The organism is Vibrio sp. 2134-1 (assembly GCF_033339495.1).
The window spans coordinates 95,932-111,200 of the sequence record NZ_JAWOUS010000011.1; the positions used below are offsets into that span (position 1 = coordinate 95,932).

The 15,269-nt window shown below is 43.8% G+C and carries 10 protein-coding genes; 7 read left to right on the plus strand and 3 right to left on the minus strand.

Annotated elements, in window-relative coordinates:
• The first annotated feature begins 763 nt into the window (after nucleotides 1-763).
• The 4 genes from R7R78_RS13815 (at nucleotide 764) to R7R78_RS13830 (ending at nucleotide 7,814) form a co-directional block, all read left to right on the plus strand.
• Nucleotides 764-2,401 carry a methyl-accepting chemotaxis protein gene (locus tag R7R78_RS13815; protein WP_225473794.1) on the plus strand — a complete coding sequence of 546 codons (1,638 nt, stop codon included), beginning with the start codon at nucleotides 764-766 and terminating at the stop codon, nucleotides 2,399-2,401.
• A gap of 466 nt (nucleotides 2,402-2,867) precedes the next feature.
• Nucleotides 2,868-4,007 carry an efflux RND transporter periplasmic adaptor subunit gene (locus R7R78_RS13820; RefSeq protein WP_053349487.1) on the plus strand — a complete coding sequence of 380 codons (1,140 nt, stop codon included), beginning with the start codon at nucleotides 2,868-2,870 and terminating at the stop codon, nucleotides 4,005-4,007.
• A gap of 2 nt (nucleotides 4,008-4,009) precedes the next feature.
• Nucleotides 4,010-7,171, plus strand: coding sequence for an efflux RND transporter permease subunit (locus tag R7R78_RS13825; protein WP_005378264.1), 3,162 nt, complete (start codon nucleotides 4,010-4,012; stop codon nucleotides 7,169-7,171).
• A gap of 187 nt (nucleotides 7,172-7,358) precedes the next feature.
• The gene (locus R7R78_RS13830; protein ID WP_017635039.1) at nucleotides 7,359-7,814 is read left to right on the plus strand and encodes a MarR family winged helix-turn-helix transcriptional regulator; all 456 of its coding nucleotides are present in this window, start codon (nucleotides 7,359-7,361) and stop codon (nucleotides 7,812-7,814) included.
• Between the two features lie 44 nt (nucleotides 7,815-7,858).
• Here R7R78_RS13830 and R7R78_RS13835 read toward each other — a convergent pair whose 3' ends face one another.
• Nucleotides 7,859-8,815, minus strand: a complete 957-nt coding sequence (locus R7R78_RS13835; protein ID WP_005388415.1) for an AEC family transporter — start codon at nucleotides 8,813-8,815, stop codon at nucleotides 7,859-7,861.
• A 601-nt stretch (nucleotides 8,816-9,416) separates the two neighbouring features.
• Between R7R78_RS13835 and trpS the strand changes: the two genes are divergently transcribed.
• Nucleotides 9,417-10,439 (plus strand): tryptophan--tRNA ligase, encoded by a 1,023-nt coding sequence (trpS, locus tag R7R78_RS13840; RefSeq protein WP_115385859.1) that lies wholly within the window; start codon nucleotides 9,417-9,419, stop codon nucleotides 10,437-10,439.
• An 84-nt stretch (nucleotides 10,440-10,523) separates the two neighbouring features.
• Here trpS and R7R78_RS13845 read toward each other — a convergent pair whose 3' ends face one another.
• Nucleotides 10,524-11,480 carry an ATP-dependent dsDNA exonuclease gene (locus tag R7R78_RS13845; protein ID WP_225473795.1) on the minus strand — a complete coding sequence of 319 codons (957 nt, stop codon included), beginning with the start codon at nucleotides 11,478-11,480 and terminating at the stop codon, nucleotides 10,524-10,526.
• The gene (locus R7R78_RS13850; protein ID WP_225473797.1) at nucleotides 11,477-12,805 is read right to left on the minus strand and encodes a sphingomyelin phosphodiesterase; all 1,329 of its coding nucleotides are present in this window, start codon (nucleotides 12,803-12,805) and stop codon (nucleotides 11,477-11,479) included. The genes R7R78_RS13845 and R7R78_RS13850 overlap by 4 nt, the downstream gene beginning before the upstream one ends.
• A gap of 291 nt (nucleotides 12,806-13,096) precedes the next feature.
• On the opposite strand from R7R78_RS13850, the gene R7R78_RS13855 reads away from it, so the two are divergent.
• Complete coding sequence (locus tag R7R78_RS13855) at nucleotides 13,097-13,363, plus strand: hypothetical protein (RefSeq protein ID WP_005388970.1); 267 nt, start codon at nucleotides 13,097-13,099, stop codon at nucleotides 13,361-13,363.
• Between the two features lie 155 nt (nucleotides 13,364-13,518).
• A complete protein-coding gene (locus R7R78_RS13860; RefSeq protein WP_225473799.1) occupies nucleotides 13,519-15,147 on the plus strand; it encodes a methyl-accepting chemotaxis protein in 1,629 nt (542 codons plus the stop codon).
• Nucleotides 15,148-15,269 lie beyond the last annotated feature (122 nt).

The window sequence follows — 15,269 nt, forward strand, 5'->3', positions numbered from 1 at the left end:
TAAATGGTTCATGCATGGAGTTTTCGGACGTACCGGTACGCTAACATTAGTTTAATCGTTGAATGGTTGATGTAACTTTGAGAAATCTATGTTTTCTCATATTGATATGAAAAAGTTCCTTAAACGAGTTTAGCTTCAATGTGTATGCTGCACCAGATTTGTTTAGCAACATCATTCTTTTCTGAAGATGTAGCAAGACTTTGTGACTAGGTTGCATTATTTTCTTTAATGCGTCTCTTGAGAGGAAAATAGCAAACTTTTTTATTGCCTTGGCGCTCAAGAAAATCTGAATCGTTCACTGTGCTACTGGTTAACTTCGAAAACTTGTAAGCATCCTGTCTGCCAACATCACGACTAACATCATCAAGGAGTACCCTTAAACACGTCAGATAAACAATGGTTTTTTTGAGCTTTAGAAGAAATGTTCGGACCTTTGCATATTCCGCGGTGGTGCTCAATCCAAGAACTGTGTTTTGTATGTGTTCTCAGTAAATCATTGATTCGATCTATTCTTCAAAATGTGGTCCCTTTTAATTCACTTTCTGTTACATATTTTTCGTTTTGAAAGAGCATTTTAATTTGCATATTTTGAAAAGATCTATTTGTTAAATTTTCTATAAAATCAACTAATTGTTGAAATTAGAACCCTTGTCAAAAAGTCATTAGATTTCATGTTGAATAGTCTATTTTACCTAATAGTATACTCTATTTGTTTGATATAATTTTCGGCAGTTTGTATACCATAAATAAAGAGAGTCTATTCATGTTCCAGAACTTAACGATCAAGCAGAAGATAGTGATTCCGCTGTCATTGATTATTGGATTGTTTATTGTGAGCTCTGTATTAAACGTTATGACAGGTTGGAAGCAATCTGAATTGAGTGAGACACTCAACGAACAGATCGTGCCGAACTTATTAACGATTGAGGATGCTTACCGCGATCTTTACCAAGCTACATCTGCAATCCAAGGTGTTGCTCTTTCTGATACTCAAAACGATATTGATCATCACATCGGTGAATACAAAGACAACGCCTACAAAGCACTGCCACGTATGGAACAAATGATTGAGCTATCACAAGCCGGTGTGATGCCTTCTACACATGGTAATGAAGTTCGAACGCTTGTCTCTTTGGGTGAAAAATGGTTAGTAAGTTATGAAGCGATGCTACGTTTACCTCAATCTCAATGGCGTGGTTACTATAATGAGCACAAACATACCTTTGAAGACCAATTTATCGAGGTTAGAGCGCAGCTTAACGTTGTAAAAGATGCAATAGAAGAAAAGCAAAACCAATTGAAGGACGAGATATCAGCGGCTGCAACAAGAGCAGAACTCATTCTTGAGGCTGGCATTGTGATTGTTATTTTTGCCGCTATCGCGATGGCTTTTTTGTTGTTACAAACGGTTGTGAAGCCTATCAATGATATTAAAAATGCGATGACAGAAATTGCGTCCGGTGAAGGTGATCTAAGTCAGCGAATCGATGTAAAAACACAAGACGAAATTGGCAATTTAGCAGACGCATTTAACCAGTTTGTGTCCAAAATTCAAATGACAGTCGCTCAGGTAATTGAAAGCTCAAATACCTTACGTAACGAAATGGCAAATCTTAGCTCGTTGACCACGACCATCGCGAACTCGACCGTTTCTCAGCAAAAAGATAGTGAGGCGGTAGCGGCGGCAGTGCATGAAATGCAAGTCACCAGCAGAAATGTAAGCGATAGCGCTAACGAAGCTGCGGTTGCGAGCCAAACAGCGAATGATGAACTTACCAATACCAATGTTATTTTGGATCAAACGGTTAGCTCAATTCGTAGCCTCGCAAGTGAAATCGAAAGCGCAAGCCACGTCATTAACACATTGGATCATGATGTGAGTAACATTGCGTCCGTACTGGATGTAATTCGTGGTATTGCCGAGCAAACAAACTTATTAGCGCTTAACGCAGCCATTGAAGCGGCTCGCGCTGGAGAGCAAGGGCGAGGCTTTGCTGTGGTAGCGGACGAGGTTCGTTCTTTAGCCAGTCGTACGCAACAGAGTACGGGAGAAATCCAAACCATGATTGAAAAGCTACAATCTGGTGCAGGACAAGCTGTAGCAGTGATGCGCGGTAGCCAAAATAGCAGTGATGAAACGATCAAGTCCGCTGGCCGAGCGAGTGAATCCCTTTCTGAAATCTTGAACGCGATTTCACGTATGAACGAGATGAATACACACATTGCAACGGCTGCGAGCCAGCAAAGTACAGTAAGTGACGAAGTAAATAGCAACGTACAAGGCATTGCAGACAGTAGCACTTCAATTGTGGAAATCGTAAACCAAGCGCAAGCTTCTTTAGCCATGTTGTCAGAGCAAACTCAACGTTTAGATCATCAGGTCAGTCAGTTCAAAGTATAAGCTTGAGAACAGCAATCTCACTGACGAAATAACCCGCTTCTTAGCGGGTTATTTTTTAGATAAGTGGCGAACCTGACTTGTGAAATTTCGACTATATTTACATTCCTTTCTCACTTTAGTTCGTATACCAGAGTGGGCAAATAACCCTAGACAGCGGTAACAAACTCTGTACAGCGTGATGATGCTTTTATCATCACTTTTGCTGCTTTTTAACCATTGCAATTGCACACAGGAAAATGTGATTTCCAACCCAAAATCTTCAAATTTGAGAACTTCATAACACCTTTACCATAAACGTTTTTCGTAAGCGTATAGAACTGTAAATTTTGTTGTATGTACAACACTGGGTATTTATCATCCTAATTAATTTGTTCTGGATATACATCCTTTAGTCATTATTAAGTCATTCTAGAAGCTTTTAATAAGGAATCTTGAAGGCTTGTCGGTAGATAAGAGAGAAAAATTCATGAGACGTAAAACCACGCTATCTCTGCTGATTGCGTCGAGCCTTTTTGTGGTTGGATGTCAACCTAGCGAAGAAGGATCGAGCCAAGGTGGTGGTCCTGCGCCCGCAACCGAAGTAGAAGTGTTAACAGTGCAGCCAACGCGCCAAGCATTGACAGTAGAGTTGCCGGGTCGTAGCCGAGCATTCAAAGAAGCAGAAGTTCGTCCGCAAGTTACTGGCATTATTTCGGAACGAAATTTTGTTGAAGGTGGATTTGTTGAACAAGGACAGTCGCTATATCAAATTGATGATTCGTCATTTCAGGCGGATTTGCTGAGCGCTGAAGCGGAATTAATCCGTGCGCAAGCTGCGGCAGAGTCGACCTATGCCACGGTGAAGCGTTACAGAACCTTGATCACCAAAAAATCCATCAGCCAACAAGACTTGGATGAAGCAGAAGCGGCATACAAAGAAGCGAAAGCGCAGGTCCTAGTCGCAAAAGCCAAGATCAACACAGCAAAAATCAACTTAGATTATACGCAAGTCAAAGCTCCGATTAGCGGGGTGATCGGTAAATCGAGTGTGACAGCGGGTGCGTTGGTTACGGCTAACCAAGCTGCCAAATTAGCGACCATTCAGCAGCTTGACCCTATCAATGTTGATATTGTGCAATCATCCGCGCAACTGCTGCGTTTGAAAGCATCACTCTCCCAAGGCCATATGCAAGAAGATGACTCTGCGCAAGTTACATTGATGCTTGAAGATGGCAGCACTTACGAACACAAAGGCACAATGAAATTTACTGAGGTCAATGTGAACGAAAGTACGGGCAGCGTGACGCTTCGTGCCGAATTCCCAAACCCTGACGGTTTGTTGCTACCTGGAATGTTTGTTCGTGCGACGGTCATTACTGGTGTCGACCCTGATGCGATTCTAATACCACAAAATACGGTATCTCGTGATGCGACAGGTAAAGCGACAGTGATGACGGTTAATGGCGAGAACAAAGTGGAAGCGAAACCAGTGAAGACTGCTGAAGCGATCAATAGCCAATGGCGCATTATTGATGGTTTGAACGCGGGTGATAAAGTCATTACCGCCGGTTTACAAAAGGTAGGGCCAGGCAGTTCGGTAACTATCCAAAACGGTGAACAGGAGTAATCATGGCACGATTTTTTATCGATCGTCCGGTATTTGCTTGGGTTCTCGCGATTCTAACGATGTTGGCGGGGGTAATGTCATTATTCAATTTACCCGTCTCGCAATACCCAACGATTTCACCGACGACGATCACCATCAGTGCTCGCTATCCAGGTGCATCAGCAAAAACCGTTGAAGACTCGGTAACGCAAGTTATCGAGCAAAACATGACGGGATTAGATTACCTTCGCTACCTATCATCGAGCAGTGATGCATTTGGTAATGCGACAATTACCCTGACGTTTGATAGCGAAGCTGATCCTGATATCGCGCAAGTACAGGTGCAGAACAAACTGCAATTGGCATTGACTTCATTGCCGATGGAGGTACAAAACCAAGGTATTGTCGTCAATAAATCCAATACGGCATTTCTCATGGTTGTCGCAGTTTATTCTGAAGATCCTGACTTTACAGAAAACGATATCGGCGACTTTGTTGTAACGAATATTCAAGACCCGATAAGTCGTGTAACTGGCGTAGGACAAGTGCAGGCGTTTGGTGCGCAGTATGCGATGCGAGTTTGGCTGGATCCATTTAAGCTTACGCAGTTCAACTTGACCGCAATCGATGTAGCGAACGCGATCAGTGAACAGAACGCGCAAGTTTCTTCAGGTCAACTGGGTGCGGCACCTGCGCAGGAAGGTCAGTTGTTGAATGCTACGATTTCTTCTGCAAGTCGTTTGAGCAGTGTAGAAGAGTTCCAAGACATCATTCTTAAGTCCGACGCCAGTGGTTCGAATGTTTATTTGAAAGATGTAGCTCGCGTTGAGCGTGGTGCAGAAAGTTATGATATTCGAGGCCAATATAATGGCTTCCCAGCGTCGGGGTTAGGTATTTCATTAGGTACTGGCGCAAACGCGCTTGAGACAGCCAATGCGGTAAAAGAGCGCTTAGAACAACTGAGTGCAACGTTCCCAGAAGGGTTGCAGATTGCGTACCCATTTGAAACAACGCCATTCGTCAAAGCCTCGATTCAAGAAGTGGTTAAAACGCTATTAGAAGCTATTCTTCTTGTGTTCTTAATCATGTACCTGTTCTTGCAGAACTTCCGTGCGACGATCATTCCAACGATCGCAGTGCCTGTCGTATTGCTCGGAACCTTCGCTATTTTGTACGCGACTGGATTTAGCGTAAACACGTTAACCATGTTCGCGATGGTTCTGGCTATCGGTTTGCTGGTGGATGATGCCATCGTTGTGGTGGAAAACGTCGAGCGTGTGATGCATGAAGATGGGTTGGAGCCCAAAGAAGCGACCAAAAAATCGATGGGGCAGATCACTGGTGCCCTGATTGGTGTGGGGTTGACGCTTTCAGCGGTATTCGTCCCTATGGCGTTTATGTCTGGTTCTACCGGGGTTATTTACCGTCAGTTTTCAATAACTATTGTGGCGGCTATGACGCTTTCCGTTTTGGTTGCGATAATTCTGACTCCAGCATTATGTGCAACATTACTGAAAAAAGGCGATGCTGAGCTTCTAGAAAAGAAAGGCTTCTTTGGCTGGTTTAACCGCAAGTTTGATGCGATGACAGCTGGCTATGAAACCGGTGTTGCTAAACTTTTAAAACGCACAGGTCGCATGTTGGTTGTATTTTTGGCAATGAGTGCAGGTGCTGGCTGGTTATTTATGAACCTTCCAACGTCATTTTTGCCAGATGAAGACCAAGGCACAGTATTCTCAATGGCTATTTTGCCGCCTAACTCAACACAAGAGCAGACGGAAAAAACACTTGAGAAAATGCGTGACTTTTATCTAGTAGACGAAAAAGACAATGTAAAATCTGTCTTCTCCGTTGCTGGATTTAGTTTCGCAGGCCAAGGCCAAAATATGGGTATGGCATTTATCGGCCTGAAAGATTGGTCTGAGCGTGAAGCGCCAGGCGCCGATGCCGCTTCCATTACGGGCCGAGCGATGGGGTACTTCTCTACTATTAAAGAAGCTTTGGTGTTTGCGTTCGCCCCTCCAGCGATTCAAGAGCTAGGTAACTCGACAGGTTTCGATTTCTATCTCCAAGACTCGTTGAATAAAGGGCACGATGCATTAGTTGCGGCTCAAGGGCAACTTCTGGGCATGGCAGCACAAAACCCGAAACTTGTTGGTGTTCGTCCAAACGGTCAGGCAGATGCGCCAATGTACAAAGTGAACATTGACCACGTCAAACTTCGTGCTTTGGATGTCAGTATCAATGACGTAAACCAAATCCTGTCAGCTGCATGGGGCGGGGCTTACATTAACGATTATATTGACCGCGGTCGTGTGAAGAAAGTGATGGTGCAAAGTGATGCGGAATACCGCATGCAGCCAAAAGACTTCGATTCATGGTACGTACGCAACGCTAAAGGAGAGATGGTGCCTTTCTCTGCTTTTGCGAGTGGCGAGTGGACCTATGGTTCTCCTCTTTTGCAGCGCTTTGATGGTTTGCCAGCAATGAATATTCAAGGCGGTGCAGCTCCTGGTGTAAGTACTGGTGAAGCCATGGAAGAAATTGAAGCAATGGTAGAAAAGCTACCGGAAGGCTTCACGGTGAACTGGAATGGTATTTCGTATGAAGAGCGCCTTTCCGGAAACCAAGCGCCGATGCTATATGCGCTATCTATCCTCGTCGTATTCTTAGTTCTTGCCGCTTTGTATGAAAGTTGGTCAGTACCTTTCGCCGTGGTGTTAGTTGTTCCTCTTGGTGTGCTTGGTGCTGTGCTTGCGGTAATGACGCGCAGTATGGATAACGATGTGTTCTTCCAGGTGAGCTTATTAACGACGGTCGGCTTGGCAACCAAAAACGCCATTCTGATTGTTGAGTTTGCAAAGGACTACTATGAGAAAGGCGCTGGGCTTATCGAAGCAACCTTACATGCTGTTCGCGTTCGTCTGCGCCCAATTATCATGACATCGCTTGCTTTTGGTTTGGGTGTGGTACCACTTGCTATCAGTTCAGGTGTGGGATCGGCAGGTCAAAACGCAGTGGGTACCGGCGTACTTGGTGGCATGATCAGTGCCACGATATTGGGTATATTCTTCGTCCCAATCTTCTTTGTAGTGGTTGAGCGATTGTTTGATCGACGTGCGAGAAAAGAGTCGGAGGCAGAGTTGTCTGAGACCAGCACTAAACCCACTCAGCAAAGCGAGTAGGACTTGGTTGTTTTAACTGAGTTATACTAGTGATAATAAACACGATTAAAGGGCGCTTCGGCGCTCTTTATTTTATGTTTTCACTTGGTGGTTACCGTCTATGACGCGAGCCTGAAAGACGGCGTGTTGTGTGCAGTATCAGCACAGCCTTTTCGGCCGAATGAAAGCCTAAAGAAGAAAAACGACGATGAAAGATCAGAAAATTTCCCCAATTTCCGTTTTGGATCAAAGTCCTATGTTTGTTTGTGGTGTGATGCAGCGCATGTACCGCAATCGTGCCCAAGCCGAGCTCTCTCGGCAAAATTTGATGACACTAGAAATGGCAAGTGCACTGGCCGCTTTAGAAGAATTTCAGCCTATGAGCCAGCAAGCGTTAGCTGATGCGGTTCGAACTGAGCGAAGTGTAGCAAAGCGGATGGTGGACAATCTGGAAAAGAGAGGGTTTGTTCAAGTTTCTAAAAGTAAATCGAATCAGCGCCTTAAAATGCTAAGCATGACAAAAGAGGGGGCAAATGCTTTAAAGCAAGTTCATCAAATCATGACGAATTTACAGAAAGAGTTTTTTTCTTGTTTGTCGGAATCTGAAGCGAGTGAATTTTTTCGTCTGGTAAGAAAGCTCACTTTTGCGAATCACGACCAGTAACTTACATCAATGCCGTCTAGCGTCTTTATTTTATCGCTGGCCAATTATATTAAGTTGTAGAACTTAAGAAATAGGATGCCCAACGTACAGGTCACGGTAGAAAGCACCGTAGTGAGTGCGATGATATTTGCAGCTAATGTGGCATTGCCCCCCATGGAACGCGCCATGACATAGCTGGCAGCAGCGACTGGAGAGGCGTTCATAAAGAAAAGAATACCTAGCTCAATTCCTCGAAATCCTACTAAGTAAGCTCCCATGGTGATGATGACTGGCGCTACGATGAGCTTGTAACTGCTCGCAAACCAAGATGGACCTTTCTCTTTTCTCATCAAGCTAAAGTCAAGTGAGCCACCCGTACACAACAGCGCCAAAGGCAATGTCATTTTGGACAAGTAGTCTCCTGCATCAATAACCACATTCGGTACTGGAATAGCGAGTAAATAAAAAGCCATTCCTAGAACAATGGAGATTATGAGCGGATTCCTAGTCAGTGTTCGGCCCATCATCTTTGCTGCTTGCGAGGCAGACGTTGCCCCCTTGGGCGATAAGCAAATTACCGCTTGGACGTTATAAATAAATGTGGTGACCGCGACATAGAGCGCTGCTAGCGCCACACCTTGAGAACCATACGCATTGGCAACGTAAGCGATACCAATAATACCTGTATTTGCTCGGAACCCACCTTGGATGAGAACGCCTTGGTCAGGCGACGCTTTGAACAGAAGTTTGACGGAAAGGTAGGTGAAAATGAAAAACGAAATACTAGCGATGACGCCGAAATTGACGAATCCACTTGCCGCGGAAAAGTCGTGTTCTGAAGCCACAATGCTGACAAATAACATTGCAGGCAAGGTAACTTGAAACACCAGTTTAGAGCCTACTTCGATAAAATTATCGTTGATTAGACCAAAGCGCTTAAAAAGAACGCCAAGTACCAACATCAAACAGATAGGTCCGGTTATCGACAAAGAGAATTGCAACTGATGTAAAACAGCTTCCATGTAAGTATCCGCAGTAAAAGAAAAAAGTGTTCCTGCTGCCTATTAAGCCACAAACCCGGAGGGTAGGACAGTAACGTGATGAAATTTTCTTCTGTTGTAGGTTCCGGAGTCATTTACACTCCAAGTTATGGACGAGGTCCCAATTTAACAAAGCGGTACTGGTCCTACGAGCGATATGTTGGTTAACTCGTTGTCGTGATGCATCCACATGCGTATTAGATGTGAGGGCTGGTCATCGTAGTTATGGATAGGAGTTCATCAATGAAAAGGAAACACAACAAAACTGTACTGTGTGCGTTTGTCTCTGGTTCGGTATTTGGTGCGGTTTTGGTCATTGCGATGTCTTTACCAATGTAATCCTCTTAATTGGCTGTTGGAACACTCACACTAATTCAGTACAAAACAGATTGAGTTCTGCGGTGTGTGCTGTTAGTTTAAAAAACATGAAAATACACGTTCGCCCTTCATTAACAACCTTCTCTTGGTGGCGCTCTAAATAGAGCGGCGCGGAATACTTACATTCTTAAGCTGCAGGATGGTAGCTAAGAGTGTTTGATCTTTTTATCTCCAGTAGCGATCTATTAAATACTTGGAGACAAATATGAATAGCCATAAAAATACATCTCAGCGTGAAATTATACTTACCGGAGATCGAGCAACAGGTCCATTACACCTCGGGCACTATATTGGTTCATTGCAACAACGAGTCAAATTGCAAACGGAGCACGAGCAAACGATCTTGGTTGCGGACATGCAAGGGCTGACGGATAACGCGCATAACCCATCAAAGGTATTCTCTAATATTCTCAATGTCGTTGCAGATTATTTGGCTGTTGGTATCAACCCCGCTCAAACTACGATCACGTTGCAGTCTCAAATTCCAGCGTTAGCCGAGTTGACAATGTATTACAGTAATCTTGTTTCTATCGCACGATTAGAGAGAAACCCTACGGTTAAAAATGAGATTCAGAGTAAAGGTTTTGAACGCTCTATTCCCGCAGGCTTTTTAACGTATCCAATTTCTCAAGCTGCTGATATTACGGGGTTTCATGCGACGCTAGTACCAGTGGGTGATGACCAACTGCCGATGTTAGAGCAAACTAATGAAATCGTGAGAAAAATAAACCATTTGGGTGGAAAAGAGGTTCTTAGAGAATGCCGTCCATTACTTAGCGATGCACCTCGTTTGCCGAGTACTGACGGTAAAAATAAGATGTCTAAAAGCATGGGGAACGCAATCAACTTAGGCGCCTCCGAAAAGGAGATTTCCGCGGCAGTGAAATCTATGTATACCGATCCCAATCATCTGAAAATTGAGGACCCTGGCCAAGTCGAAGGGAATATTGTATTCATCTACCTCGATGCTTTTCATCCTGATAAAAATTATGTCGAACAGCTAAAAGACCATTATCGACGAGGTGGATTAGGTGATGGTTTGACCAAGAAAGTGTTAGAAGAATGCTTACAAGAAATGCTTCGCCCTATTCGAGAAAAGCGCGCTATGTATTTGAATGATAAAGCGCAGCTGATTGATATTTTAAAACAAGGTAGTGAGCGTTCTCGCGAGAAAACCGAAAAAGTGCTATTTGATGTGAAAGATGTATTTGGTTTAAATTTATTCTGAATTAAAAGTAGAGAGTTGAACATAAGGCACGACGGCTGGTTAGCAACGTGCCTTTTTAAGTTCCCAGTCAGTCAAAGCGCATTGTTAAGAAGAAAAAAATTCACGACGAAAATCCGCGACTTCTTGTTGGTAATAGCTTTGCCATTCCGGTTCTGACAAATTTGAATGGCTTGTGGCTCTCTCTTTTCTGAGCCTGGACTCAAGTTGTTGCAATGCTTGTTGGTAACCTCTGACTTGCTCTTTTTGCTCAGCAATTTGTTGCTCACGAGCGTGAATCTCTTCGCTTTCGTCCTTCGTTAAGTAAGTTTTTTGCAGCTCTGCGATGATAGTTTGGCGATCTGGAAAGCTCATGCTATTGGGTATCAGGGCGACTGCACGCTCATATTTTTCCTGGTCGCTTGTTAGCCCGATAGCATCTGCATGTTCTTGCCAGTCAATGGTGAGTTGCTCGAAAGATCGCAAAAAGTTATCTGGGCTTTGAGTGTCCAGCTTTTGGGCTTCTAAGTTGAAATCGTACAGCGCGAACTCATCCGCGAAAACAACATCAGCCAATTCTCCCCAGATGCGTCTTGCTTCGTTCTTCAGCTGTGCAATACGCGACGCCAGTGATTGCTGCTCATCAAATAACAAATTTCCTACACTCTCTTGCCATTGGCTGCTGAGCTGAGGGTAGTTCGCCAAAAGCTGGAATCGAGCTAAAGATAAATGCGCCTCAAACAAGGCGATCTGCTCTTCACAACTACGGTTCAACATACACTCATGCCAAAACGTCTCAAGTTCAGCGACAAGTTTCCTGCCTTTGAGTTGAGTTAATCGCTCAGTCGTTATTTGAACTGTGGAAGGGAGGTTAGCTGTTTGTGGTGAAGTATCCGTATCGGGCACGAAGCTGCTTGTTTGTGGTGATGTACTGGAGACATTCTGATTTTTTGTCTTAGGGGAAGGAGAGGAAGCGAGCTCTTCTTTTTGAACATCGTGACTGAAAGTTAAAAATATCATGCCCGCCATAATGGCGGACATGATTATCAAAGCGATTTTCTTCATGGCTTGATTGTTGCGCTTACTGGGAAATGGTCAGAAAGGTTGTAGTGTTTCCATAAACTCTCTACGGTTGTGCGCGGCACGTCTACACGGTTGTCATTGAATGATTTCACCCCGTATTCACTACTCACCATAACATAGTCAAGGTATTCCACGTTTTCGCCACCTGATAACGCTTCACCTGCGAAGTTATTGATACGGGGATCAAAGGTTGACTCCGTGTAACCAGAGTAGTGAGGCTCTATGGCACTTAAGTTAGCGATCATTTGTTGGTAGTCACCAGGGAACTTTCTTTTGTTTACGTTAAAGTCGCCGCTGTATACCACAGTTTCGCTTGAAGGAATGTCAAGAGATTGGGCGAGTGCGCGGATTTGTTTGAACTGGCGCTGACGATACTCACGGGCGGTGTCTGTATCGAAAGATGCGGTATGGGTAGCAAACACATGGTAAGCCTGACCACCTTTAATTATTTCCGCATAATTTACGCCTTTATCGGCAAAGCAGTCTGTACCAGAGCAATCGGGAAAGACATATTGCGCTTCATTCACGATAGGGTAGCGACTAACTATGATTACGCCACCATCATGAATATTAACGCCTTCTTTATCTAACATCTTTGTTTGGTAAGGATATTCCTTGGCTAACTCACGTAAGAATGCTTCACGGCCGCTGGCAAACACCTCTTGCAGCGCCAAAACATCGTAACCTTTTACATGTTGAGGAATCAGTTCGTAACGATCTCCAATGTGCGATGCAATAGCCGTCAACGCCCAGATGTTATAAGTCATCAACTTAAGGTTTTGTTCTTCGTTGTCGACAGACTCCGCTACCTTGCTTGGCGTGATGGTGTAGTAAAGATCATCATATCGAGCGGTACTGTCTGACTTAAATGCCAGTTCGGTTTCTCTCGTACCAAAAGCGTTAGTGTTGGCACGATGAATGTTACGATCATCTTTGAGAGATAACTCGACATCGGCTGCGGATAAGCCGTATTCAATGGTCGAATTGTACCAATGGCCTTCCATTATTTGATTGAGTGTTATGCTTTCACCTTCGGGGCTAGAAACCACAGTTTCAAAACGGTAAGTTTGATTTGATTTCACGCCCTCCCAGCGGTTGAAGCTTAATACAGATTTAGTTTCCCACGGACCAAGTACCTGCACATGTTGTTGCCACTCGTCTCCGTATTGAAGCAAATCGCTGCCTTCATGTTTTACTTGAATAGTTAACGGTTGATCAGAGTTATTCGTTAGGTAAACGTCGGTATCTGCAATGCTGGGTAACGCTATCAAGCTACTTAATAAAAGGCTCCACTGCGAAAATTTCATCTTATTTTTCCATCATTTGAACTAGAGTAATCATTCTTGTTTATAAATGTTACTTGCACGTTAAATATGGATGACATCTAAGTCAGTGCTGAAAATTGTTATCAGAATGTGATCTTTATTCAATGGTGAGGGTGGAGGTATTGAGTGTGTTGCCGTTGAAGCGGTGGAAAATAATACCAACAGTCAACGAATTGCATTCACTGCAATCAAGCTGTCATCTTTGCTCTATAAGTTGTGCGGCGTCATTCATCTAGCCATATGGCTAGAACTCAAATTGATAGATGGAGCACCATGGCTAGAGCAGTAAATCCAACCGATGAAACCATCATTAAATTGTTACAAGAGCAAGGTCTGATTAGAAGTGAAGCAGAAGCGCGTTTAAAGAAAGAGGTGTACCGCTTGCAGCCTAATGAGATAGCAAAAGTAAAAAATTATGCCCAGCATTTTGGGATAAACGCGAAAGAAAAGCTCATCGATGAGATCTTGGATCTGCGCCGAGAAGCGCTCATGAAAAGATGTAGACACAATACGGAGCATACGAGCCTATCTCTAAAATAGCATGTGATAAAACTATCAATTACTGGTCAAGATTTGATCTCTCAAGCCGATGTATATAAGAGCGTTCAATGATATCGAGCGCAAAAAACAGTGTGTTTTAGAGGTTAAGCTTTCACTTAAGTGAGAGGTTTGGAAAGGCTGCGGGGAGAAAGTGCATGCGTATTAAAGACTTAAGTGTCGTAAAGAAAATATCGGTTAGTTATTTAACCGTTTTTGCCGTGTTTGGTTTAGTGTCAGTAATGTTGGTGCAAGGTTTGTTAACACTGAATAAAGACATCTCAGTGTTAACAGATAAAAGTTTACCTTCTGTTGCGATTTTGAAAGGTATCCAAGTTGATATTACTAAAGTGCGTAAAGATGAGTTCTCTTTATTGCCAAACGCAAATCACCCCAAAATTGGTGAGTGGTTAAAAGGCCTCGACCAATGGCGTTCTGATGTGCAGGCTGGTATTGCAGAATACGAAAAGCTCGACCTTAATAAGCGTGAAACGCAGTCCTTTAGCGTTTTTAAAGAAACTTGGAATCAATACATCAAAGAAACGAAGACTTACAACGTATTGCTAAGCCAAGGCGATGCTGAAAGTGCAAATGATGTAATTTTATCAAGTTTCGATACCTACTCAAAAGCGTTGAGCAGCTTGGATGATACCCTCGCGTTGAACGATGAGTTGGTGAATTTGATTGGCGAAGAAGTACAAAGTGAAGCGGCATTTACACAATACAGCGCTGCTGTTGGTGCGCTTGTCGTCGCATTGGTCATGGTAATGTCTGCCATGTTGCTTTCTCGAGTCATCTGCGGGCCTGTTGATCGAGCACTGGAATTCGCTTCCAAAATCGCCAAGGGTCAATTGAATAATCAAATCGACGAAAGCGAATTGAGCAAAGACGAGTTAGGAACGCTGCTCAAAGAGCTTGTCGGTATGCAAACAAACTTACATTTGTTGGTTTCTGAGATTAATGACTCAACGATTCAGCTAACGGCAGCAGTAGAGGAAGTGAGTGCTATTTCTTCTCAGACCGCTTCTGGTATGCAAAATCAACAAATTGAACTTAGCTCGGTGGCTTCTGCGATGACAGAAATGCAAGCTGCTGTAAGTGAAGTGGCACAAAGTACCGAAGTTGGCGCAACCTCTGCTTATTCGGCTGCGGAAGTGGCAAAGCAAGGAACGGTGACGTTACAACAAACTATCGCAGTAATTGAGCGTGTATCACATACGATCCAAGAATCAGATGAACTGGCACGTGAGCTTGAATCGAGCTCAAACAATATCAATGTGGTCGTCGATGTGATCCGCGGGATTGCGGAGCAAACAAACTTGTTAGCACTGAACGCCGCAATTGAAGCCGCTCGGGCTGGTGAACAAGGACGTGGGTTTGCTGTTGTGGCAGATGAGGTTCGTTCTCTGGCGCAACGCACTCAAGACTCCACTTCACAAATTGTGGAAATTGTTAATCAGCTACAAGAGAGCAGCAGTAAAATAGGGCATTCAAGCCGTGATTGTCAGGAGGGTATTTCTCAGTGTGTTGAGCAAGTTAATGATGCTGATAGCCAGATAAAAGAAATTGAACATTCTGTCGATAACATAGCGCAAATGAGCACACAAATCGCAACGGCGTGCAGTGAGCAGAATTCTGTATCCGAAGAGCTGAATCGCAGTGTGGAGCATATTAATAGTGCTTCAACAGAGATGGCTGAGGGAGCTTCACAAACGGCTGTGGCTTGTCAGCAGATTAGTAGCCTAGCGCACAACTTGAAAACTCGAATGGGTTCATTCCAGCTCTAGCTGTTGTGTTTCAGCTTTATTCCTAACCTCATTGCTACAATAAATAAGCCGGACGAAATGTCCGGCTTATTTATTCTCTGTCTATATAAGTTCAGAGTATGCTCAACCTTGGGAGAATATGC